The sequence below is a fragment of the Martelella sp. HB161492 genome, assembly GCF_013184775.1.
Classification (GTDB): Bacteria; Pseudomonadota; Alphaproteobacteria; order Rhizobiales; family Rhizobiaceae; genus Martelella.
Genome location: NZ_JAATVV010000004.1, coordinates 259,939 through 281,896 on the forward strand (window position 1 = coordinate 259,939; position 21,958 = coordinate 281,896).

19 protein-coding genes and 3 tRNA genes are annotated in these 21,958 nt (G+C 59.0%); 5 read left to right on the forward strand and 17 right to left on the reverse strand.

Translation table 11 applies throughout. The annotated features are described in order from the left end of the window. Positions 1-9 precede the first annotated feature (9 nt). The 15 genes from HCK86_RS08745 to HCK86_RS08815 all read right to left on the reverse strand — a co-directional run bounded on the left by HCK86_RS08745 (position 10) and on the right by HCK86_RS08815 (position 14,368). A complete protein-coding gene (locus HCK86_RS08745; protein ID WP_176084077.1) occupies positions 10-1,521 on the reverse strand; it encodes an NADH-quinone oxidoreductase subunit M in 1,512 nt (503 codons plus the stop codon). After that, the gene (nuoL, locus tag HCK86_RS08750; protein WP_176084078.1) at positions 1,521-3,521 is read right to left on the reverse strand and encodes an NADH-quinone oxidoreductase subunit L; all 2,001 of its coding nucleotides are present in this window, start codon (positions 3,519-3,521) and stop codon (positions 1,521-1,523) included. Before nuoL ends, HCK86_RS08745 begins: the two co-directional genes overlap by 1 nt. Before the next feature lie 7 nt (positions 3,522-3,528). Continuing rightward, complete coding sequence (gene nuoK / locus HCK86_RS08755; RefSeq protein ID WP_141147461.1) at positions 3,529-3,837, reverse strand: NADH-quinone oxidoreductase subunit NuoK; 309 nt, start codon at positions 3,835-3,837, stop codon at positions 3,529-3,531. A 38-nt stretch (positions 3,838-3,875) separates the two neighbouring features. Next, positions 3,876-4,490: an NADH-quinone oxidoreductase subunit J gene (locus HCK86_RS08760; RefSeq protein WP_176084079.1), complete on the reverse strand. Its 615-nt coding sequence runs from the start codon at positions 4,488-4,490 to the stop codon at positions 3,876-3,878. Positions 4,491-4,606: 116 nt separating this feature from the next. Next, positions 4,607-5,098: an NADH-quinone oxidoreductase subunit NuoI gene (nuoI, locus tag HCK86_RS08765; RefSeq protein ID WP_141147463.1), complete on the reverse strand. Its 492-nt coding sequence runs from the start codon at positions 5,096-5,098 to the stop codon at positions 4,607-4,609. Positions 5,099-5,136: 38 nt separating this feature from the next. After that, complete coding sequence (nuoH, locus tag HCK86_RS08770) at positions 5,137-6,180, reverse strand: NADH-quinone oxidoreductase subunit NuoH (RefSeq protein WP_141147464.1); 1,044 nt, start codon at positions 6,178-6,180, stop codon at positions 5,137-5,139. Positions 6,181-6,190: 10 nt separating this feature from the next. Further along, positions 6,191-8,272 carry an NADH-quinone oxidoreductase subunit NuoG gene (nuoG, locus tag HCK86_RS08775; protein ID WP_176084080.1) on the reverse strand — a complete coding sequence of 694 codons (2,082 nt, stop codon included), beginning with the start codon at positions 8,270-8,272 and terminating at the stop codon, positions 6,191-6,193. An 83-nt stretch (positions 8,273-8,355) separates the two neighbouring features. Then, positions 8,356-9,660: an NADH-quinone oxidoreductase subunit NuoF gene (nuoF, locus tag HCK86_RS08780; RefSeq protein ID WP_176084081.1), complete on the reverse strand. Its 1,305-nt coding sequence runs from the start codon at positions 9,658-9,660 to the stop codon at positions 8,356-8,358. Between the two features lie 9 nt (positions 9,661-9,669). After that, a complete protein-coding gene (gene nuoE / locus HCK86_RS08785; protein WP_176084082.1) occupies positions 9,670-10,632 on the reverse strand; it encodes an NADH-quinone oxidoreductase subunit NuoE in 963 nt (320 codons plus the stop codon). A gap of 116 nt (positions 10,633-10,748) precedes the next feature. Further along, positions 10,749-11,939 (reverse strand): NADH-quinone oxidoreductase subunit D, encoded by a 1,191-nt coding sequence (locus HCK86_RS08790; RefSeq protein WP_176084083.1) that lies wholly within the window; start codon positions 11,937-11,939, stop codon positions 10,749-10,751. A 66-nt stretch (positions 11,940-12,005) separates the two neighbouring features. Beyond that, entirely contained in the window at positions 12,006-12,605 is a 600-nt protein-coding gene (locus HCK86_RS08795; RefSeq protein ID WP_176084084.1) for an NADH-quinone oxidoreductase subunit C, read from the reverse strand. A 17-nt stretch (positions 12,606-12,622) separates the two neighbouring features. Continuing rightward, positions 12,623-13,201: an NADH-quinone oxidoreductase subunit B gene (locus HCK86_RS08800; protein ID WP_141147470.1), complete on the reverse strand. Its 579-nt coding sequence runs from the start codon at positions 13,199-13,201 to the stop codon at positions 12,623-12,625. Continuing rightward, positions 13,192-13,557, reverse strand: coding sequence for an NADH-quinone oxidoreductase subunit A (locus HCK86_RS08805; RefSeq protein WP_176084085.1), 366 nt, complete (start codon positions 13,555-13,557; stop codon positions 13,192-13,194). The genes HCK86_RS08800 and HCK86_RS08805 overlap by 10 nt, the downstream gene beginning before the upstream one ends. Before the next feature lie 375 nt (positions 13,558-13,932). Then, a tRNA-Asp gene (locus HCK86_RS08810) sits at positions 13,933-14,009 on the reverse strand. Positions 14,010-14,291: 282 nt separating this feature from the next. Next, positions 14,292-14,368, reverse strand: a tRNA-Asp gene (locus HCK86_RS08815). Between the two features lie 300 nt (positions 14,369-14,668). On the opposite strand from HCK86_RS08815, the gene HCK86_RS08820 reads away from it, so the two are divergent. The 3 genes from HCK86_RS08820 (at position 14,669) to HCK86_RS08830 (ending at position 16,222) form a co-directional block, all read left to right on the forward strand. Further along, the gene (locus HCK86_RS08820) at positions 14,669-15,634 is read left to right on the forward strand and encodes a hypothetical protein (protein WP_176084086.1); all 966 of its coding nucleotides are present in this window, start codon (positions 14,669-14,671) and stop codon (positions 15,632-15,634) included. A gap of 89 nt (positions 15,635-15,723) precedes the next feature. Next, positions 15,724-15,799, forward strand: a tRNA-Val gene (locus HCK86_RS08825). Between the two features lie 279 nt (positions 15,800-16,078). Beyond that, a complete protein-coding gene (locus tag HCK86_RS08830; protein ID WP_176084087.1) occupies positions 16,079-16,222 on the forward strand; it encodes a hypothetical protein in 144 nt (47 codons plus the stop codon). Between the two features lie 104 nt (positions 16,223-16,326). On the opposite strand, the gene HCK86_RS08835 is transcribed toward HCK86_RS08830, so the two are convergent. Beyond that, complete coding sequence (locus HCK86_RS08835; RefSeq protein ID WP_176084088.1) at positions 16,327-16,653, reverse strand: HlyU family transcriptional regulator; 327 nt, start codon at positions 16,651-16,653, stop codon at positions 16,327-16,329. Between the two features lie 95 nt (positions 16,654-16,748). Further along, on the reverse strand, positions 16,749-17,999 hold the full coding sequence (gene ilvA, locus HCK86_RS08840) for a threonine ammonia-lyase (protein WP_176084089.1): 1,251 nt from the start codon (positions 17,997-17,999) through the stop codon (positions 16,749-16,751). Between the two features lie 103 nt (positions 18,000-18,102). On the opposite strand from ilvA, the gene HCK86_RS08845 reads away from it, so the two are divergent. Both HCK86_RS08845 and purL read left to right on the forward strand, forming a co-directional pair. Continuing rightward, a complete protein-coding gene (locus HCK86_RS08845) occupies positions 18,103-19,557 on the forward strand; it encodes a TrkH family potassium uptake protein (RefSeq protein ID WP_176084090.1) in 1,455 nt (484 codons plus the stop codon). Between the two features lie 130 nt (positions 19,558-19,687). Next, entirely contained in the window at positions 19,688-21,922 is a 2,235-nt protein-coding gene (gene purL / locus HCK86_RS08850) for a phosphoribosylformylglycinamidine synthase subunit PurL (protein ID WP_176084091.1), read from the forward strand. Positions 21,923-21,958: the final 36 nt, after the last annotated feature.

Here is a 21,958-nt window from a genome sequence, read left to right on the forward strand (position 1 = left end):
GATCCTGTATCAGTACGTCGGCAGCGCGATCTGCTTGGTGGATTCCAGCACAGCATCATAATGCTGCACGATCTGCTGCACCGATCCGCGCATCATGTCGAAGATCGGCGACGGGAAGAAGCCGAAGATGATGACAAGAGCCGCGAGCGGATAGAGCACCAGTTTTTCGCGTGTCGACAGATCCAGAAGGGCCTTCAGGCTCTCCTTCTCCAGCGCGCCGAAAATGATCCGGCGATAAAGCCACAGCGTGTAGGCCGCCGACAGGATCACGCCCGTGGCCGCGAAAACCGCAACCCAGGTATTGATCTGGAAGACGCCAATGACGGTGAGGAATTCGCCAACGAAGCCGGACGTGCCCGGCAGACCGACATTCGCCATGGCGAAGATCATGAAGATCACGGCGAATTTCGGCATATTGTTCACGAGACCGCCATAGGCCGCAATCTCACGTGTATGCATCCGGTCATAGATGACACCGATACAGAAGAACAGCGCGCCTGAAACGATACCATGCGACAGCATCAGGAAGATCGAGCCTTCAATGCCTTCGGTCGTCGCCGAGAACATGCCCATGGTCACGAAGCCCATATGCGCGATCGACGAATAGGCAACCATCTTCTTCATGTCCGTCTGCATCAGCGCCACGAGCGAGGCGTAGATGATGGCAATGATCGACATGGCGAAAATGATCGGCGCGAAAGCCCAGGAGGCATCCGGGAACATCGGCATCGAGTAGCGCAGAACACCAAAGCCGCCAAGCTTCAGCAGCACGCCCGCCAGCACGCCGGACGCTGCGGTCGGCGCTTCCACGTGGGCATCGGGCAGCCAGGTATGGACAGGCCACATCGGCATCTTGACCGCGAAGGAGGCAAAGAACCCAAGGAACAGCCAATATTCCATATTGATCGGGAAATTGTACTGCAGCAGCACCGGCACGCTGGTCGTGCCCGTGACCCAGTACATCGCCATGATCGACAGCAGCATGAAGACTGAACCGGCCAGCGTGTAGAGGAAGAACTTCATCGACGCGTAGACGCGGCGTTCGTGCCCCCAGATGCCGATCACAAGATACATCGGGATCAGGCCGGCTTCGAAGAAGACGTAGAACATCACGATATCGAGCGAGACGAACACGCCGATAATCAGCGTTTCCAGCACCAGGAAGGCGATCATATAGGCCTTCACTCGCTCGTTGATCGCTTCCCAGGATGCCAGGATACAGAAGGGCATCAGGATCGTGGTGAGCATGATGAACAGGATCGAAATCCCGTCAATGCCCATATGATAACCGATGCCCGTGCCGAGCCAGGGGTGATCCTCGATCATCTGGAAATTCGGGTTCGACGGGTCGAACTTGATCCAGATGATCACCGAAACGACGAAGGTGAACAGCGTCGTCAGAAGCGCAACATTGCGAATGTTTCGCAAGCCTGCCTCGTTGTCATCGCGCGTGAAAAGGATCAGCGCTACACCAACCAGCGGCAGGAAGGTGACCGTGGAAAGAATTGGCCAATCGCTCATTACTGCGCTCCTCCGAGCATCATCCAGGTTACAAGTGCGGCAACGCCGATCAGCATCGCGAACGCGTAGTGATAGACATAGCCGGACTGCAGTTTCACGACGCGTCTGGTGACGCCGCTAACCCCGGCTGCGATACCGTCGGGACCGAAGCGGTCGATGACGCCGATATCGCCCTTCTTCCAGAAGAAGTTGCCGAGCCGCTTGGCTGCGCGAACGAAGAGGAAGTCATACAATTCGTCGAAATACCACTTGTTGAGAAGGAAGGCGTAAAGCTTCGGGAAGGTTTCCGCCAGCGCCTTGGCCGAGGACGGCTTCAGCAGGTACATGTAAATCGCAACGACCGTGCCAGCCAGCATCGCCACAAACGGGCTCAGCTTGACCCATTCGGGAACCTCTTCGTGAAGCTCCAGAATTTCATTGTGCTGCGAGGTAAACAGGGCGCCCTTCCAGAAGGCGTCGTAATCGTGCCCGTAGAAGAAGGGCAGGAAGAAGTAACCGGCAAACAGAGCGCCGATCGACAGCAGCACCAGCGGCAGCAGCATCACCCAGGGGGATTCATGGGCGTGGTGCATGACATCGGCCGAGGCACGGGCCTTGCCGAAGAAGGTCATGAAGATCAGGCGCCAGGAATAGAAGGCGGTGAAGGCCGCGGCGATCACCAGCATCCAGAAGGAGAAGCTGGCCAGCGAGCTCGACGAGACGAAGGCCGATTCAATGATCGCATCCTTGGAGAAGAAGCCGGAAGCACCGATGACGGTACCGGGAATACCGGCGCCGGTGATGGCGAGCGTACCGATGATCATCGCCCAGAAGGTGACCGGAATGTGCTTTTTCAAGCCACCCATGCGGCGCATGTCCTGATCGCCGGAGACGGCATGAATGACCGAGCCGGCCGCAAGGAACAGCAGCGCCTTGAAGAAGGCATGGGTGAACAGGTGGAACACGGCAGCGCCGTAAGCCCCTGCCCCGAGTGCTGCAAACATGTAGCCAAGCTGCGAACAGGTCGAATAGGCGATGACGCGCTTGATATCGTTCTGCACCAGACCGATCGTCGCGGCAAAGAAGGCCGTGATCGAACCGATCAGCGTGATGAAGGTCAGCGCATCCGGCGACAGTTCATAAAGCGGCGACATGCGGGCGACAAGGAAGACACCGGCCGTGACCATGGTCGCAGCATGGATAAGCGCCGAAACAGGCGTCGGGCCTTCCATCGCATCCGGCAGCCAGGTGTGCAGCAGGAACTGCGCCGACTTGCCCATCGCGCCCATGAACAGCAGCAGGCAGATCGCGGTGATGGCATGCTGAACGTCGAGGTGGAACCACAGGAAGTTCAGGACCGCCTGATGATCGCCACCGGCATCGTGATGCGAGGCGAGCTCACGTGCACCGGAAAAGATCGGATCGAAATCGATCGTGTGCGACAGGAAGAACAATCCGGCAATACCGAGCAGGAAGCCGAAGTCACCAACGCGGTTGACGATGAAAGCCTTCATGGCCGCCGCACAGGCAGACGGCTTCTTGTACCAGAAGCCGATCAGCAGATAGGAAGCGAGACCAACGCCTTCCCAGCCAAAGAACATCTGCAACAGGTTGTCAGCGGTAACCAGCGACAGCATCGCAAAGGTGAACAGCGACAGATAGGCGAAGAAGCGCGGGCGATGCGGATCGTCATGCATGTAGCCGACGGAATAAAGATGCACGAGGCAGGACACGGTGTTGACCACGACCAGCATGACCGCCGTCAGCGTATCGATCCTCAGTCCCCAGTCCGCCTGAACGCCGCCGGACGAGACCCAGCTCATGATCGGAACGTGAATAACGAAGCCCGGCTCGGAGGTCAGGAAGCCCACCGAAATGAACACCCACCAGGACAGGATGGCAGCGACCAGCATGAAGGCGATCGTGACCAGTTCCGAAGCTTTGGCCCCCATGCGGGTGCCGAAAAGCCCGGTGATCAGAAAGCCCAGAAGCGGCAGGAAAATGATGAGTTTGTAGATCATCGCGCGTTCAGCCCTTCATCATGTTGACGTCTTCGACGGCGATCGAACCGCGATTTCGATAGAAGACCACCAGAATTGCCAGACCGATGGCCGCTTCCGCTGCTGCAACCGTCAGAATGAAAAGGGCAAATACCTGTCCGACCATGTCATGCAGGAACGCTGAGAAAGCGATCATGTTGAGGTTGACCGACAGCAGGATGAGCTCGATGGACATGAGTATGATGATGACGTTCTTTCGGTTCAGAAAGATCCCGAAAACGCCGATGGTAAAAAGAATGGCACTAACCGTAAGGTAGTGGGAAAGTCCGATTTCCATTGCCTTGTCCTTGGTCCCGTTTCCCTGCTCTTAAATTCTCAGAGGCCCTGCCCGGGCTTCACCTTGACTGCCTCATGCGCACTGATGCGCGTGCGGGCAACCTGTTTGGCGATGTCCTGGCGCTTGACGTCGGTCCGATGCTTCAGCGTCAGCACGATCGCTCCGATCATGGCAACGAGAAGGATAAGGCCGGCAACCTGGAAGAAGTAAGCATAGTGAGTATAAATGATGTCACCGAGTGCGGCGGCACTGGACTTGTCGGCCAGGTCCGGCATCGGCATCGTAATGTTGCCGGAAAGCTCCGGCGAAATCATCGTGCCACCCACCACAATGATCAGTTCAGCCAGAAGCGCGACACCAATCAGCGCACCGATCGGTGCATAACGCAGCAATCCTGACCGAAGCTCGGAAAAGTCGATATCCAGCATCATCACGACGAAGAGGAACAGCACCGCCACGGCGCCGACATAAACGACCAGCAGCAGCAGGCCGAGATATTCCGCACCGGCGATGATGAACAGCGCCGCAGCATTGACGAACACCGTGATCAGAAACAACACCGAATGAACGGGGTTTTTAGCCACGATCACCATCAGCGCCGAAGCCACCGCGATAAACGCGAAGATATAGAAAAAAAGAGCCTGGAGACCCATGGTGGTGCCTTTTCTTCGTGAGTAGTCCCGGAAAGTTCGCGCGGTGCGAACCCTCCTCCCTCGATCTCAGTTCCCGGCCGGCGCATCATTGCAGCCGCCCGGCATCTCGTTCTGCCTCAGCGGTAAGGCGCGTCCATCGCAATGTTGCGGGCAATTTCCCGCTCCCAGCGATCGCCGTTGTTCAAAAGCCGCTGCTTGTCATAGTAAAGTTCTTCGCGCGTCTCGGTGGCGAATTCGAAATTCGGACCCTCGACGATCGCCTCAACCGGGCATGCTTCCTGGCAGAAACCGCAATAGATGCACTTCACCATATCGATGTCGTAACGCACCGTCCGGCGGGTACCGTCATTGCGGCGCGGGCCGGCTTCAATGGTGATCGCCTGAGCGGGACAGATCGCCTCGCACAGCTTGCAGGCAATGCAGCGCTCCTCACCGTTCGGATAACGGCGCAGCGCGTGTTCGCCACGGAAGCGCGGGCTCACCGGTCCCTTTTCGAAGGGATAGTTCACCGTCGACTTCGGACTGAAAAAATACCGCATCGTCAGGAAGAAAGCCGAAACGAATTCCTTCAAAAACAGCGCGTTGAAAGCCTGAGTTACAGAACTCATTTAAAAATCTCCCATATGGCGCTTCTCATCCGCCATCATCATGCCCATCCCGTCAGCTTGACCACGAAGGCCACGATCACGACCATTGCCAGCGACAGCGGCAGGAAAACCTTCCAGCCGAGACGCATCAGCTGGTCGTAGCGGTAGCGCGGTACAAATGCCTTCACCATGCCGAACATGAAGAAGACCAGGCAAAGCTTGAGCACGAACCAGATGACACCCGGGATCCAGTTCAGCACGGCGATATCGACGATCGGTAGCCAGCCACCCAGGAACAGCGTCGTTGTCATGCCGCACATCAGCGTGATCGCAGCATATTCACCCAGCATGAACATCATGTACGGGGTCGAGCCATACTCGACCATGTAACCGGCGACCAGTTCCGATTCCGCTTCCGGCAGATCGAAGGGCGGGCGGTTGGTCTCAGCCAGTGCCGAGATGAAGAAGACGATAAACATCGGGAACAGCGCCAGCCAGTTCCAGTCCAGGAATGAATTGGGCAGGCCCAGCATCGTGCCAAGACCATCCTTCTGGGCATAGACGATATCCGTCAGGTTCAGCGAACCGACCGTCAGCAGCACGGTGATGATCACCAGGCCGATCGAGACTTCGTAGGACACCATCTGCGCGGCCGAACGCAGCGCGCCGAGGAAGGCGTATTTGGAGTTGGACGCCCAGCCGCCCATGATCACGCCATAAACCTCAAGCGAGGAAATGGCAAAGATGTAGAGGATGCCGAGATTGATATTGGCAACCGCCCAGCCATCGGCCACCGGCACAACGGCCCAGGTGGCCAGTGCCAGCGTCACCGAGACGAGCGGCGCCAGCAGGAACACGACCTTGTCGGCGCTGGCCGGAATGATCGGTTCCTTGAACACGAATTTCAGCAGGTCGGCAAAGGATTGCCACAGGCCGAACGGGCCGACGACATTCGGGCCACGGCGCATCTGCACCGCTGCCCAGATCTTGCGGTCAGCCAGAAGCAGGAAGGCGATGCCGACAAGCAGGATCACGAGCAGCAGCAGCGACTCGCCGATCATGATCAGCGCGGGCCAGAGATAGGTCGAAAGAAAAGATCCCATTGTTCAGTCCTTACTCCGCCGCAGCCTTGAAATTGTTGCGGGCCAGCGCCGAGCATTCGGCCATGACCTTTGACGCCCGGGCAATCGGGTTGGTGAGGTAGAAATCCTTCAACGGAGAGAAAAACGCCCCCTGCCCCAGCTGGCCACCCATGGCCGCAACAGCATCGATGTCTCCGGCATCCCCTCCGGCGATCGTATCAAGTGCGGCCATATGGGGATAGTCCGCATAAAGTTTTGCCCTCAGCTGATCGAGCGAATCAAACGGCAGCGTCTTGCCGATAATCGCCGAAAGCGCCCGCAGGATCGCCCAGTCTTCGCGCGCATCCCCCGGCGCAAAGCCTGCGCGGTTGTTCATCTGCACCCGGCCTTCGGTATTGACCCAGGTGCCGGATTTCTCCGTATAGGCCGCACCCGGCAGGATGACGTCTGCCGCCATCGCGCCGGCATCACCATGGCTGCCGATATAGACGGTGAAGCCAGCCTTCTTGGCGGAGAAATCCATTTCATCCGCGCCAAGCAGGAACAGAACATCCATCGCATCGAGCATTTGAGCCGCCGTCGCGCCGCCCTTGCCCGGCACGAAGCCAAGATCAAGAGCACCGACACGGGCCGCGGCCGTATGCAGGACCGCAAAGCCATTCCAGTCCGCTTCAACAGCGCCGACGGCCTTCGCCAGCGCCGCCGCCTTGGCAAGGACTGCGGCACCATCGGCCCCAGCCAGTGCGCCCTGACCGATCATGATCATCGGCTTCTTGGCCTGCTTCAGCGTGTCGAGGAAAGCGAGCTCACCGCCAGCAAGGGCAGAAAGCGTCTCAGCGCCCGCGCCGAGATAATCATAGGTGTAACGCAGGTCGACATTCTCACCGATCAGCGCAACCGGCAGATTGCTGCGACGCCAGTGCTTGCGGATACGGGCATTGAGAACCGCAGCCTCATGGCGCGGATCAGCGCCGATGATCAGCAATGCATCGGCCTCTTCGATCCCGGCAATCGTCGGGTTGAACAGGTAGCTTGCCCGGCCGAGCGTCGGATCAAGCGCTGCGCCGTCCTGGCGACAGTCGGTATTTTCCGAACCGAGCGAAGCCATCAGCTGCTTTAGCGCGTAAATTTCCTCAACCGAGGCAAGATCGCCTGCAATCGCGCCGATCTTGCTGGCATCAACGCCGTTCATCGCCGCCTTGATGGCAGCAAAGGCATCGCCCCAGCCGGCCGGCTGCAACCGGCCCTGAACACGAACATAGGGCGTATCAATACGCTGGGTCTTCAGACCATCCCAGATGTAGCGGGTCTTGTCGGAGATCCACTCCTCGTTCACATCCTCATTGACGCGGGGCAGAACACGCATGACCTCACGGCCGCGCGTATCGACGCGGATCGCCGAACCAAGCGCGTCCATGACGTCGATCGATTCGGTCTTGTTCAGCTCCCAGGGACGTGCGGTGAACGCGAAGGGCTTGGACGTCAGCGCGCCGACCGGGCAAAGATCGACGACATTGCCCTGCAGTTCCGAGGTCATGGCCTGTTCGAGATAAGTGGTGATCTCGGCATCCTCGCCGCGGCCGATCAGGCCGAGCTCGGAAATACCGGCCACTTCGGTGGTGAAGCGAACGCAGCGCGTGCAGTGAATGCAGCGGTTCATCACGGTCTTGACCAGCGGGCCGATATATTTGTTCTCGACCGCGCGCTTGTCTTCGCGATAGCGCGACGCATCGATGCCAAAGGCCATGGCCTGGTCCTGCAGATCGCACTCGCCGCCCTGGTCGCAGATCGGGCAATCCAGCGGATGGTTGATGAGCAGGAACTCCATCACCCCTTCGCGCGCCTTCTTGACCATCGGCGTCTTTGTATAGATTTCCGGCAGCGATCCGTCCGGGCCACCGCGAATATCACGCACACCCATGGCGCAGGAGGCTGCCGGCTTCGGCGGCCCGCCCTTCACCTGAATGAGGCACATACGGCAATTGCCCGCGATCGACAGCCGCTCGTGAAAGCAGAAGCGCGGGATCTCGGCGCCGGCCGCTTCCGCTGCCTGCATCAGCGTAAAGTGGTCGGGAACCTCGATTTCCTTGCCGTCAACAATCAGTTTAGCCATTTTATCTTTCCCGCTTTGCCGGCTTTCACACCGGCTCGAATCCTGTTTCCACCGCCCGCGCCCGACCGGGGCGGCAGATATATTTATTCAGCCGCTTCCATCACCGCGCCGTGAGACGTGGCATTGGCCGTATATTGATCAATCCGCGCCTCGATTTCCGGGCGGAAATTGCGAATCAGCCCCTGAACCGGCCAGGCCGCCGCATCACCGAGGGCACAGATCGTGTGACCTTCGACCTGCTTGGTGACATCGAACAGCATGTCGATCTCGCGCTTCTGCGCGTTGCCCGTGACCATGCGTTCCATCACCCGCCACATCCAGCCGGTGCCTTCGCGGCATGGCGTGCACTGGCCGCAGCTTTCGTGCTTGAAGAATTCTGAAAGTCTGGCAATCGCCTTGATGATGTCGGTCGACTTGTCCATCACGATCGCGCCGCCGGTACCGAAGGACGACTTCACGCCGCGCAGACCGTCGAAGTCCATCTGCACGTCCATCATGTCCTCGGCCTTGACCACCGGGCAGGACGCGCCGCCGGGAATAACCGCCAGAAGATTGTCCCAGCCACCGCGAATACCGCCCGCATGCTTTTCAATCAGCTCGCGGAAAGTGATGCCCATGCTTTCCTCGACAACGCAGGGCCGGTTCACATGGCCCGAGACCATGAACAGCTTGGTGCCGACATTGTTGGGACGACCGAAGGAGGAGAACCAGCTGGCACCGCGCCGCAGAATGGTCGGCGCAACGGAAATCGATTCGACGTTGTTGACCGTCGTCGGCATGCCATAGAGGCCCATATTGGCCGGGAATGGCGGTTTCATGCGCGGCTGGCCCTTCTTGCCTTCAAGGCTTTCCAGCAGCGCCGTTTCCTCGCCGCAGATATAGGCACCGGCGCCGTGATGGACGATCACGTCCATGTCCCAGCCGCATTTGTTGTTCTTGCCGAGCAGGCCGGCGTCATAGCACTCGTCGATGGCGCGCTGCAGCGCCTCGCGTTCGCGCATATATTCGCCACGCACATAGATGAAGGCCGTATGGGCTCCCATGGCAACGCCCGCCAGCAGGCAGCCCTCGATCAGATGGTGCGGATCGTGGCGCAGGATCTCGCGATCCTTGCAGGTGCCGGGTTCTGATTCGTCGGCATTGACGACGAGATAATGCGGCCGTCCGTCATCGCCCTTCGGCATGAAGGACCACTTCAGGCCCGTCGGGAAGCCAGCGCCGCCGCGACCGCGCAGCCCCGAATCCTTCATTTCCTGAATGATCCAGTCACGCCCCTTGTCGACAAGCGCCTTGGTGTTATCCCAAGATCCGCGCGCCATTGCGCCTTTCAGCGATTTATCCTTGGCGCCGTAGAGATTTGTGAAGATGCGATCCTTGTCCTTTAACATGCTTCACTCCTATCGCGGCTTCTTGCCGAAGACTTTTTCGTATTCATCCGGGCCACCCTTGGCCAGAACACCGGCCTGGCGCACCCATTCATCGCGGATGATGCGGCCGCCAAGCTTGAATGTATCACTGACCCAGGCAATCTCTGCCGGCGTCCAGGCCGCGATCTGGGCAAAGGTATAGACACCGATCCCATTCAAAAGCGAGGCCGCCTTGGGGCCGACACCGGCGATCAACTCCAGATCATCCGGCGTTTCCGGAACGCTTTCGGAGGCTGGAGGACGGCTGCCGGCAGCAGACGCCATCGCCTCTTCCGATCCGGCATCCTCGGCAACTTCCTCGTCGGCGGCCTGATCATCCGCACCGTCATCGACCAGAGCGGTAAAGCCGCCCTCTGGCGCACTGTACCAGCGATCGATCTGCGGGCCGGGCTTGATCTCGCTGCCCTTGCCTGCCTCGAAGGCATCAATGATTTCTTCCAGCCGTTCCGGCGTCAGATCCTCATAGCTGTCCTTGAAAATCATCACCATCGGCGCATTTGCGCAGGCGCCCTGACATTCGACCTCTTCCCAGGACAAGCTGCCATCGGCATTCGGCTCAAATGCGTGTTCGTTGATCTTGCGCTTGCACACCGAGATCAGCTCGCCGGCGCCGCGCAGCATGCAGGGCGTCGTGCCACAGACCTGAATATGGGCTTTGGTGCCGACCGGCTTCAGCTGGAACTGGGTGTAGAAGGTCGCGATCTCAAGCACGCGGATCTGCGCCATGGACAGCATTTCCGCGACCTTCTCGATCGCAGCCCGCGTCACCCATCCGTCCTGTTCCTGCGCGCGCATCAAAAGCGGGATCACGGCGGACTGCTGGCGGCCAGCGGGATATTTGTTGATCGTGGCCTCGGCCCAGACGGCATTTTCCGCATTGAAGGAAAATTCCGGCGGCTGGACGGCTTCATCGGCTAGACGGCGAACAGACATGCTTTCTCACACCTCTTCAGAGGTTGGCATTGATGCTTCCGGCAGGCATGCGCTCCGGCACCGGGCCGGACGGCGACAGCTGGAAACATTCTTCGAAACAAAAACGCGGCCATGCATCACCGGTCAACCTCCCCGAACACGATGTCGAGCGTGCCGATAATCGCGGTCACGTCGGCAAGCAGATGTCCCTTGGACAGGAAATCCATGGCGGACAGATGGGCAAAACCCGGCGCGCGGATCTTGCAGCGATAGGGCTTGTTGGAGCCATCGGACACGAGATAGACGCCGAACTCGCCCTTGGGCGCTTCGACGGCGGCATAAACCTCGCCTTCGGGCACATGATAGCCCTCGGTGTAGAGCTTGAAGTGATGGATCAGCGCTTCCATCGAACGCTTCATCTGGCCGCGCTTCGGCGGCACGACCTTGCCATCCATCGACGAGAACGGACCGGACTTCTCAGCGCCGAGAAGACGATCGACGCATTGCTTCATGATCTTGACCGACTGACGCATTTCCTCGATGCGCACCACCCAGCGGTCATAGCAGTCGCCATGCTTGCCGACGATCACATCGAAATCGAGATCCGAATAGCATTCATAAGGCTGGGCGCGACGCAAATCCCAGGCAACGCCGGAGCCGCGCACCATCACCCCGGAGAAACCCCAGCTGAAGGCGTCTTCAGCCGAAATGACGCCGATGTCGACATTACGCTGCTTGAAGATACGGTTTTCCGCCAGCAGCGCTTCGATATCATTGAGCTTGGGCGGGAACTGTTCGCACCAGCGGCCGATATCCTCGACCAGTTCATGCGGCAGGTCCTGATGCACGCCGCCGGGTCGGAAATAGGCCGCATGCATGCGCGCGCCGCAGGCCCGCTCGTAGAATACCATCAGCTTTTCGCGCTCTTCGAAGCCCCAGAGCGGCGGCGTCAGTGCGCCGACGTCCATTGCCGCAGTCGTGGCATTCAGAAGATGGTTCAGAATGCGGCCCATTTCGGAATAGAGCACGCGAATCAGCTGTCCGCGCGGCGGGATGTCGACACCCAGCAGCTTCTCCACCGCAAGCGCGAAAGCATGCTCCTGATTCATCGGCGCCACATAGTCGAGCCGGTCGAAATAGGGGACAGCCTGCAGATAGGTCTTGGTCTCGATCAGCTTCTCGGTACCGCGATGCAGCAGCCCGATATGCGGGTCGACGCGTTCCACGATTTCGCCATCAAGTTCGAGTACCAATCTGAGAACGCCGTGCGCAGACGGATGCTCCGGCCCGAAATTGATCGTGAAGTTGCGAACGTTATGTTCAGTCATGGTCAACGCGCTCCGCGTTTATTGAATTTCCATCCCAGTCGCTCCGCGAAGGAGCAGCTCATTCACTCAGCCGCTGGCCTTCTCGTCGCCGGGAAGGATGTATTCAGGCCCCTCCCAGGGACTGAGGAAATCGAAACTGCGAAATTCCTGCTTCAACTCGACAGGCTCATAGATCACGCGCTTGGCTTCTTCGTCGTAACGCAGCTCGACAAAGCCCGTCGTCGGGAAGTCCTTGCGCAGCGGATGCCCTTCAAAACCGTAATCGGTCAGAATACGGCGCAGATCCGGATGACCGCTGAAGGGAACACCATACATGTCCCAGGTCTCGCGCTCATACCAGTCAGCCCCGGGGAAAACCGGCGTGATCGATGGCACAACCTCATCCTCACCGACCTGCAGCTTGATGCGGATCCGCAGATTCTGGGTCGGCGACAGCAGGTGATAGACGACATCGAAGCGCTTCTCGCGCTGCGGCCAGTCAACACCGCAGATATCCGTGATCGACACGAAGGCGCACTGGCCATCGTCGCGCAGGAATTTGGCGACATCGACAATCGCAGCCGGGGTGGTGAAAAGCGTCAGCTCTTCATAGTCCACCTTCGCGTCGGTAACGCCAACACAGACTTCCCGGATATGGGTCGCCAGTTCGTTCAGGACTTCACTCATCGGATCTCTCCCCGGCCTTACCGCTCGATTGTACCGGTGCGGCGAATCTTCTTCTGCAGCAAAAGCACGCCGTAAAGCAGCGCCTCTGCGGTGGGGGGACAGCCAGGAACATAGATATCCACCGGCACGACACGGTCACAGCCACGCACGACGGAATAGGAATAATGGTAGTAGCCGCCGCCATTGGCGCAGGAACCCATCGAGATCACGTAGCGCGGCTCGGGCATCTGGTCATAGACCTTCCGAAGCGCCGGCGCCATCTTGTTGGTCAGGGTCCCGGCAACGATCATCACATCGGACTGGCGTGGCGAGGCGCGCGGGGCAAAGCCAAAGCGCTCGCAGTCATAGCGCGGCATCGACATCTGCATCATTTCGACGGCGCAGCAGGCCAGCCCGAACTGCATCCACATCAGCGAGCCGGTACGGGCCCAGGTGATCAGCTCATCGGTGGAGGTAACCAGGAAACCCTTGTCGGCAAGCTCGTTGTTGATCTCGCCGAAGTAAGGATCATTGGCGCCGACCGGCTTGCCGGTCGAGGGATCGATGACGCCCTTGGGCTGAGGGGCCACCAGTGTCTCGTTCTGGTTCACTCCCATTCCAGCGCTCCCTTCTTCCATTCGTAGACAAAGCCGATCGTCAGGACCAGCAGAAAGATCATCATCGACCAGAAGCCGAACCAGCCGATATCGCCGAAGGACACGGCCCACGGAAACAGGAAGGCAACTTCCAGATCGAAGATGATGAACAAGATCGCCACGAGATAGAATCGGATATCGAACTTCATGCGCGCGTCGTCGAATGCATTGAAGCCGCATTCATACGCAGAAAGCTTTTCCGGATCCGGTGCTTTGAACGCCACCGCAAAAGGCGCAATCATCAGCGCAAGGCCGATAATGAGACAGATGGCGATAAAAATAACGATCGGAATATAGGAACTGAGCAACTCAGTCATTTCAATCCCCTTGCCGGTTCACAAACGTCCAAGGATGGTCCCATCCACGATAAACCGGGCGACCCAAAATTGATAGATGTTGAGCAGTGGTTAGCGCAGCCGTGAGCTCGGCGCAAGCCATCCGGAAGGCGAATCGCGAATGCTCTGTCACCTTTATGGACAGCCCGACCGTCATCTCCGGTCGCTTTTTACCGACAGGCCAGTCGGTTTCGCGGTCTCACAGCAAATTGACGCATGGCATATCGTGATGCCGGTGGAAAACCTGAAAACGGCAGATCATTCCCGCCAGCGACCGAAAATGAGAGACTCACAACGAACCACGCGAGGCAAAAAACAGAAATGAATAGTAAGACTTGGAGCATTCCGGGAGAGAAATGGCGCGAGTGACGGGGCTCGAACCCGCGACCTCCGGCGTGACAGGCCGGCACTCTAACCAGCTGAGCTACACCCGCGCATTTGTTCGCCTTTTCGTTTCGAAGCGGCGTTGGCGAGTGGTTAGCCCAGCCGCGCGCAGGAAGCAAGCCACCCCAGGAAAGTTTTCCAAAAAGAATCTTTATCCGGCAACTTTTTTTAAAAGCGGCTGACCGGACACTGCCGCAAACATCCGCTTCCGGATATCGATGCCGGACCGGCCCGATCGGCTCAACGAAGCCGAAACGAAGAAACACCGGCCAGGACCACGATCCTGCCAGCGAAACGACACAATATATATGGAACATATCGAAGGGAAGAAATGGCGCGAGTGACGGGGCTCGAACCCGCGACCTCCGGCGTGACAGGCCGGCACTCTAACCAGCTGAGCTACACCCGCGCATTTTCCGCCTTTTTCACTTTCGAACCCTCTCTTTCGAGCGGCTCACCGTGTGGCGTGAGCGGCTGATTAAGGGGTTCACGTGGGATAGTCAAGCGGCTTCTATCGGAATTTTGAAGTTTTTGTTTCGGTGCATCGGGCGGGCCCTATAAATGGCCTGATCGCTCTGGACAGCGAGGTTAGCGCTTACATGACGCCAAAGGCTGCAAGTCCGGCGTTACGTACTTGCACACTTGCATTTTTTACGTGAAGCATGGGCCTGAAAAACGCGATGAAACAGATCCCTGGAGAAAACACCCCATGAATGCGTGGCGCAGATCCGCCCTGCTCGGCATTGCCCTTGTGCTGTCGAATACACTGACGGCGTCAGCCCAGACTGCGGGCAGTGCTTTTGCGGATGAGGCCACCGCGGCACTGAGAGCCGGGAAGCCGCTACCCGGCCTCCTCTCCTCCACACCGGACACGGCCGGCCAGCAATTGCGCAGCCTGGCCGAAGCGGCCCCGAACCGCTACGTGCTGCTGCTGCAGCAGTTTCTGAGCGCGAACGGCGTCTATAGCGGCAAGGCCAGCTCCATCCTCGACGTCCCGACGATCCGGGCGCTCTTCAGTTTCTGCGATCGCACCGGCATTTCGGCTGCCTGCCTCAACGGCCCGCTTCTGCCTGGCACGGCCGAGGCGCTTGGCAGAGCGATTGCCGGCGGGCAGCCGCAAACCGCAGCCACGGCGCCCGCCGTTCCAAAGCCCGCATCGCGACCCCGCGCCGAATCAGCATCACAAGGCGAAGCGCGCAATCCAGCCAAGGACTGGCTCGGCCAGTCGGGCAATCAGGATGGCATCGCCATTGAGGCGAGCCGGTCGAACAGTCAGGAAGTCCGTTTTCATCTGGCGGGCACGACCAGCCGCAGCGGCGTCGGCACGCTCTACCTTTCCGGACGGACCGACAATCCGGCCAAGGCGGGCGAAACCTGGCAGCTGAAGGCAAGAATCACCCTCGATGACGCCGATGGTCCGCAGCGCTGGCTGATCACCCAGATCTCGCTTTTCGACAAGAACGGACATTTCATCGCCCCACTCGACCAGGCGGCCTTCACGCTATCACCGGACAAGCCCTCGACAGATATCGACCTCAACGGCACGATCTCTCAACCCGATGCCGCCTTCATCAGAACCATGATCGGCTTTTCTTACGCTGCGAAGGAGGCAATCGGTCTCGATCTTGATGTTCAGACGCAGGGCCTGAAAAAAACGGGCGCGACGGAGAAATAGGTTCACTTGTGCAAAAAAACTGAAAAAAAGCGCAACTACCCTCTTGCGGTTTGTCTCGGTTCCGCATATTTCACCCCCACCAACGCGGCGGGCGATTAGCTCAGTTGGTAGAGCGCCTCGTTTACACCGAGGATGTCGGGAGTTCGAGCCTCTCATCGCCCACCATCTCTCTTCCAAAAACAGCGATCGTTTTTTTTTGTGATGCCTGCCGGGACACTACTTTATGGTGTGCTGCGCCGTCTTTTGACTGGCATTTTCTCGTTTAAATCGATTCATCAATGCGTGCAGACAGCGTAACCAACAATTAAACATTGTGACAGCGTCGACATTGCCGTATTGTCGACGGACATCGGGAGGAGAAATCTGATGTCACGCTACCAATGTTCAGACTGCGGCATGCGTCAGGAGACAGGCACCGTATGTCGGCAATGCGGAAGCTATAATATGTCTTCACTTGAGCGGCATAAGGCGACCAGCGAGACGCCGCCAGCGGCCGCAAGTTCTTCAGTTCCGCAGAATCTGCCGATCTGGCTGTCGCTGGTCGCGATTGCGACCTTCACGACCTATTTGCTGATCTTCCATATGTAAAAGGCGAGGAAGCCGATGCTTCCTCGCCTTTATCAATCGGCCGGAACGACCACCGGCACAGCAGCGCCGGGTGTTCCTCAGCCTGATCCGTTCCCGCCCGAAATTCAGGCCGTACGATTCTTTTCTCCATCGGAAAACAGCGAGCGGCCATTCTGCTCGACGATCTGCTTTCCCTTTTTCAGGCTCCATTCGATCGCCTCATCCTGCGAGGCAAACAGATCGGCACGAATGAACGTACGCACCAGCGTTTCGTCGCCGACCTCCTTTTCGATCCGCCCCTTGAGCCGGTACTGCGTTCCCTCGCGCACCGGCTCGGCGAAGATGATGCAATCCTCGTGAACGATCGACTGTACCGCCTGATCGTTTTCCTTGCCGCCACTGCCGGCGCCACCGGAAAACATCGAGCCGAGTTTCGAGAAAAACGATGCCATGCCCTTACTCCTTTTCACTCCTACATATCCGATCACGTGCAGCCACGCCAGCCCGGCACCGCCTGTCGATGCGCCGAAAGCCTTTCCGGTACAGATCAGATGATCAGATTCGCCAGCACGTCATTCTCCGTAATATCCTGATAACGCAGCCCGGCAGCATCGATCTTGTCAAACAGGGTCGCGAAATTTTCAGGACGGGTTGATTCGATGCCGATCAGGATCGAACCGAAATTGCGCGCCGATTTCTTCAGATATTCAAACCGGGCGATATCGTCCTCTGGGCCCAGCAGGTTGAGGAAGTCGCGCAAGGCGCCGGGGCGCTGCGGCAGGCGGAGAATCAGATATTTCTTGATTCCGGCATAGCGCATTGCCCTTTCCTTCACATCGGGCAGGCGTTCGAAATCAAAATTGCCGCCGGAGACAATAATGACGATCCGCCGACCTGCGATCCGGTCTTGCGGCAGCAGCGACAACGCCGTCAACGCCAGTGCGCCGGCCGGCTCCAGCACCACGCCTTCGACATTCAGCATCTCCGACATGGTGACGCAGATCGCATTTTCCGGCACCAGCATGACCTGATCCGCAGAAAACCGCTTCAGCGCGGCGAAATTCGCATCGCCGATGCGGGCGACGGCGGCTCCGTCAACGAAATTGTCGACCTCGTCCAGCGCGACAATCGCCCCTTTTTCCAGCGATTGCTTGAGGCTGGGGGCGCCAGACGGCTCACAGAAGAGAAAATCCTGCGCCGGCATCTCGTCCGAGAAATAGCCGGTGACACCCGCGGCCAGGCCGCCGCCGCCGACGGGGATGATGACGAGATCGGGTTTCCCGCCCGGCTCCGGCCAGGCATCGGCAATCTCGAGCGCGACCGTTGCCTGCCCCTCAATGATGTCGGTGTCGTCAAAGGGCGGCACCATGATGCCGTCATGTTCGGCGACATAGCGACGCGCGGCGTCATAGCAGACGTCGAAAATGTCGCCGACCAGCTCGATACGGATATTGTCGCCGCCAAAGGTGCGGGTTTTGTCGATTTTCTGCTGTGGCGTCGTCACCGGCATGAAGATGACACCCGTCACGCCGAAATGGCGGCAGCAATAGGCGAAGCCCTGGGCGTGATTCCCTGCGGACGCACATGCAAAAACTTTTGTACCGCTCTCCCGCGTCATCGCCTTGCGCATGAAATTGAACGCGCCGCGAATCTTGTAGGACCGCACAGGCGTCAGATCTTCACGTTTCAGATAAATCTCGGCACCAAAACGGTTGCTCAGATGGGCATTCAGCTGCAGTGGCGTCGGTTCGAAAATCGCCCTGAGCGCGTCCCTGGCGGCAATAACCTCGTTGCGCATTATCGTCGTTCCCATTGAGTTTGTCGTCCCCTCCCGCTATGGCATAGCTTGGAGTAGCAACAAAGCCCGTTTGTCACGCCAGACTGGCCAGGGAAACGTCCACTTGAACGCCACACTCTTCAGAACCGCTCTTTATATCGCTGCAATTTGCGGCCTTTATCTGGCTGCAGCCATGTTCGTGCCAGCGATGGCCGACCTTTATTATGCAAGCCCCGATTGGCAGGTTTTCGCCATGTGCGGCTTCATGGTGGGCGGTATCAGCGCCGTGACCGCCGTTGCCATGCGCGGAAAGCCACCGCCGTTTTCGCGGCGGCTCGGCTTTTTCCTGGTCAACCTTCTCTGGTGTGTCTTTGCCCTTGTCGGCGCCATTCCGATTTATGTGGCGCATAAGGAGCTGACCTTTGCCCAGGCGATCTTCGAATCGGTTTCGGCAATCACCACCACCGGTTCGACCGTGCTGTCCGGCCTTGATCACACCCCGCCCGGCCTGCTGATCTGGCGTTCGCTGCTGCAATGGATGGGCGGTATCGGTATCGTCGCGCTCGGCCTCTTCATCCTGCCATTCCTGCGGATCGGCGGCATGGCCTTCTTCAAGATGGAATCATCAGACACCGGCGACAAGCCTTTTGCCCGCATGGCAAGTTTCACCCGCGCCTTCTTCGCCATCTATATCGGCATCACGATCCTCTGTGCGATCGCCTATGACGTCGCCGGCATGTCGCATTTCGACGCCATCAACCACGCCTTCACAACCGTGGCGACCGGTGGCTTCTCCACCCATGATGCATCATTCGGCTATTTCCATTCGTCGACGATCGACTGGATCGGCACGTTTTTCATGACGATCTGCAGCCTGCCCTTCTCGATCCTGATCCTGTTCGTCGTGCGCGGCCGGCTTGATTCGCTGCGCGATCCACAGATCATGCTGTTCCTGCTCTATCTGGCGGGCGCGGCGATGCTGATCGCGATTTTCGTCACACTGAAGGGCGAAATGCCCTTTGGCGATGCCCTGACACAGAGCTTCTTCAGTGTCGCTTCGATCGTCTCGACAACAGGTTTTGCCTCTTCCGACTACACCGCATGGGGCAATTTCGTCATCATCGTCGTGCTTTTCCTGACATTCATGGGCGGCTGCTCGGGATCGACGGCAGGGGGCATCAAATCCTACCGTTTCCTGATCATTTTCAACATGCTCCAGACCGGCATGAAACGGCTGATCTATCCCAACGCCGTCTATTCGGTGCGCTACGGCAAGCTGACCGTCGATGCGGAAACCCAGCGCGCCGTCGCGATGTTCTTCTGTGCCTATATTCTGCTCTGGGCGCTTGGCAGCATGATCATGGGGGCGATGGGCTATGATCTGGTCACCGCCACATCCTCCGTGCTGACGGCATTGTCGAATGTCGGCCCCGGACTCGGCAATATTGTCGGCCCGTCCGGCAATTTCTCGAGCTTCCATGACCCGGAGCTTTACCTCCTGTCGCTGATGATGCTGCTTGGCCGTCTGGAGATCCTGACGGTCATGGTGATCCTCATGCCGATGTACTGGCGCGGCTGAGAACTGTGGATTGAGGCCCTCTGACGGCCTCAAAGCCCCGTCCGGGCGGGAATTTCCGTTCGCCTCCCGGACGATCTTGGGCTATTGAAACGACAAACGAAGTGTAAACAAAGCGGGACCGCGGAACCTGATGACCCTTTCCAACAGCCAGGCCATAACCCCGGAGCTCATTGCCGCCCACGGACTGAAGCCGGAAGAGTATGAACGTATTCTCGAGCTGATCGGCCGTGAGCCAAGCTTCACAGAACTCGGCATCTTTTCGGCCATGTGGAACGAGCATTGCTCCTACAAGTCATCAAAGCGCTGGCTGAGAACCCTGCCGACCACCGGCCGCCGGGTCATCCAGGGCCCTGGCGAGAATGCCGGTGTTGTCGACATCAACGACGGCGATTGCGTCGTCTTCAAGATGGAAAGCCACAACCACCCGTCCTATATCGAACCCTATCAGGGGGCAGCGACCGGTGTTGGCGGCATTCTGCGCGACATCTTCACCATGGGTGCCCGCCCCGTTGCCGCCATGAATGCCCTGCGCTTCGGTGCGCCGGATCACCCCAAGACCCGCCGCCTTGTTTCCGGCGTCGTTGCCGGTGTCGGCGGCTATGGCAATTCCTTCGGCGTGCCGACCGTCGGCGGCGAAGTTGAGTTCGATGCCCGCTATAACGGCAATATCCTCGTCAACGCCTTTGCCGCAGGACTGGCAAAGAGCGATGCGATCTTCCTGTCGGAGGCCAAGGGCGTCGGCCTTCCGGTCGTCTATCTCGGTGCCAAGACCGGGCGCGACGGCGTCGGCGGTGCCACAATGGCCTCGGCCGAATTTGACGAGCAGATCGAAGAGAAGCGTCCCACCGTCCAGGTCGGCGACCCCTTCACCGAAAAATGCCTGCTGGAAGCCTGCATGGAGCTGATGCAGACCGGCGCCGTGATCGCGATCCAGGACATGGGCGCTGCCGGGCTGACCTGTTCTGCCGTTGAAATGGGTGCCAAGGGCAATCTCGGTATTGAGCTCGATCTCGACAAGGTGCCGGTGCGCGAAGAACGCATGACGGCCTATGAGATGATGCTTTCGGAAAGCCAGGAGCGCATGCTCATGGTGCTGTCGCCGGAAAAGGAAGATGAGGCCAAGGCGATCTTCGTCAAATGGGGTCTCGATTTCGCCATTGTCGGCAAGACCACAGATGACCTGCGCTTCCGCGTCCTGCATCAGGGCGATGAGGTTGCCAATCTTCCGATCAAGGATCTCGGCGATCAGGCGCCCGAATATGACCGCCCCTGGCGCGAGCCGGACAGCCGTGGCCCCCTGCCCTCCCATCTGGTCGAGGTGCCGGAAGACTACAACGCCGCACTGGTGAAACTTGTCGGCGGGCCGAACCAGTCGAGCCGGCGCTGGGTCTATGAGCAATATGACACGCTGATCCAGGGCAATTCGCTGCAGCTTCCCGGCGGCGATGCCGGCGTGGTCCGCGTCGACGGCCATCCGACCAAGGCACTTGCCTTCACATGCGACGTGACGCCGCATTATGTCGAGGCCGATCCGTTTGAGGGCGGCAAGCAGGCGGTTGCCGAGTGCTGGCGCAACCTGACGGCCACCGGCGCCGAGCCGCTTGCCGTGACCGACAACCTGAATTTCGGCAATCCGGAAAAGCCGGAAATCATGGGGACCTTCGTCAAGGCCATCCAGGGCATCGGCGCAGCCTGCGAGGCGCTTTCCTTCCCGATCGTTTCCGGCAATGTGTCACTCTATAACGAGACCAATGGCGAAGCGATCCTGCCGACGCCGACCATCGGCGCAGTCGGCCTGCTGACCGACTGGCGCAACATGGCCCGGATCGGCTCCTACGAGGATGGCGACCAGCTGATCATGATCGGCACGGATGGCGAACATCTCGGAGCCACGGCCTACCTGCGCGAATATCTCGGTCGCCTTGACGGCCCGCCGCCCGCGGTTGACCTGCATGCCGAGCGCCGCAATGGCGACTTTGTCCGCTCGATCATCGCCAATGGCCAGGTCAAGGCCTGCCACGACCTCTCTGCCGGCGGCCTTGCCGTCGCGCTGGCCGAGATGTGCATGGCAAGTGGAATTGGCCTCAAGATCAGCCTCAGTGAAAGCCGCGGCCTGCCGCATGCGCTGCTCTTCGGTGAAGATCAGGCCCGCTATGTGATCGCGGTTCCAGCCGAGCTTGGCAATTTCATCTGCGCCTCTGCCGAAGGCGTCGGCGTTCCGTTCCGCCGTCTCGGTACGGCAGGCGGCACGAGGCTCGAGATCGACGATCTGATTTCACTTGAAATAGATGCGTTGCGGACCGCCCATGAATCGTGGTTTCCTCACTTCATGGATGATGCCCCCCAAAAGGCCGAGCCGGCCTGAAACCGACCCGGCCTCAAGGCACGAAATAACAAGGAG

What these genes read in the sequence shown, in the direction of transcription:
- HCK86_RS08745 (WP_176084077.1), bottom strand. Translation starts at nt 1,521, where the DNA reads ATGAGCGATTGGCCAATTCTTTCCACGGTCACCTTCCTGCCGCTGGTT.
- nuoL (WP_176084078.1), bottom strand. Translation starts at nt 3,521, where the DNA reads ATGATCTACAAACTCATCATTTTCCTGCCGCTTCTGGGCTTTCTGATC.
- nuoK (WP_141147461.1), bottom strand. Translation starts at nt 3,837, where the DNA reads ATGGAAATCGGACTTTCCCACTACCTTACGGTTAGTGCCATTCTTTTT.
- HCK86_RS08760 (WP_176084079.1), bottom strand. Translation starts at nt 4,490, where the DNA reads ATGGGTCTCCAGGCTCTTTTTTTCTATATCTTCGCGTTTATCGCGGTG.
- nuoI (WP_141147463.1), bottom strand. Translation starts at nt 5,098, where the DNA reads ATGAGTTCTGTAACTCAGGCTTTCAACGCGCTGTTTTTGAAGGAATTC.
- nuoH (WP_141147464.1), bottom strand. Translation starts at nt 6,180, where the DNA reads ATGGGATCTTTTCTTTCGACCTATCTCTGGCCCGCGCTGATCATGATC.
- nuoG (WP_176084080.1), bottom strand. Translation starts at nt 8,272, where the DNA reads ATGGCTAAACTGATTGTTGACGGCAAGGAAATCGAGGTTCCCGACCAC.
- nuoF (WP_176084081.1), bottom strand. Translation starts at nt 9,660, where the DNA reads ATGTTAAAGGACAAGGATCGCATCTTCACAAATCTCTACGGCGCCAAG.
- nuoE (WP_176084082.1), bottom strand. Translation starts at nt 10,632, where the DNA reads ATGTCTGTTCGCCGTCTAGCCGATGAAGCCGTCCAGCCGCCGGAATTT.
- HCK86_RS08790 (WP_176084083.1), bottom strand. Translation starts at nt 11,939, where the DNA reads ATGACTGAACATAACGTTCGCAACTTCACGATCAATTTCGGGCCGGAG.
- HCK86_RS08795 (WP_176084084.1), bottom strand. Translation starts at nt 12,605, where the DNA reads ATGAGTGAAGTCCTGAACGAACTGGCGACCCATATCCGGGAAGTCTGT.
- HCK86_RS08800 (WP_141147470.1), bottom strand. Translation starts at nt 13,201, where the DNA reads ATGGGAGTGAACCAGAACGAGACACTGGTGGCCCCTCAGCCCAAGGGC.
- HCK86_RS08805 (WP_176084085.1), bottom strand. Translation starts at nt 13,557, where the DNA reads ATGACTGAGTTGCTCAGTTCCTATATTCCGATCGTTATTTTTATCGCC.
- HCK86_RS08820 (WP_176084086.1), top strand. Translation starts at nt 14,669, where the DNA reads ATGAATGCGTGGCGCAGATCCGCCCTGCTCGGCATTGCCCTTGTGCTG.
- HCK86_RS08830 (WP_176084087.1), top strand. Translation starts at nt 16,079, where the DNA reads ATGTCTTCACTTGAGCGGCATAAGGCGACCAGCGAGACGCCGCCAGCG.
- HCK86_RS08835 (WP_176084088.1), bottom strand. Translation starts at nt 16,653, where the DNA reads ATGGCATCGTTTTTCTCGAAACTCGGCTCGATGTTTTCCGGTGGCGCC.
- ilvA (WP_176084089.1), bottom strand. Translation starts at nt 17,999, where the DNA reads ATGCGCAACGAGGTTATTGCCGCCAGGGACGCGCTCAGGGCGATTTTC.
- purL (WP_176084091.1), top strand. Translation starts at nt 19,688, where the DNA reads ATGACCCTTTCCAACAGCCAGGCCATAACCCCGGAGCTCATTGCCGCC.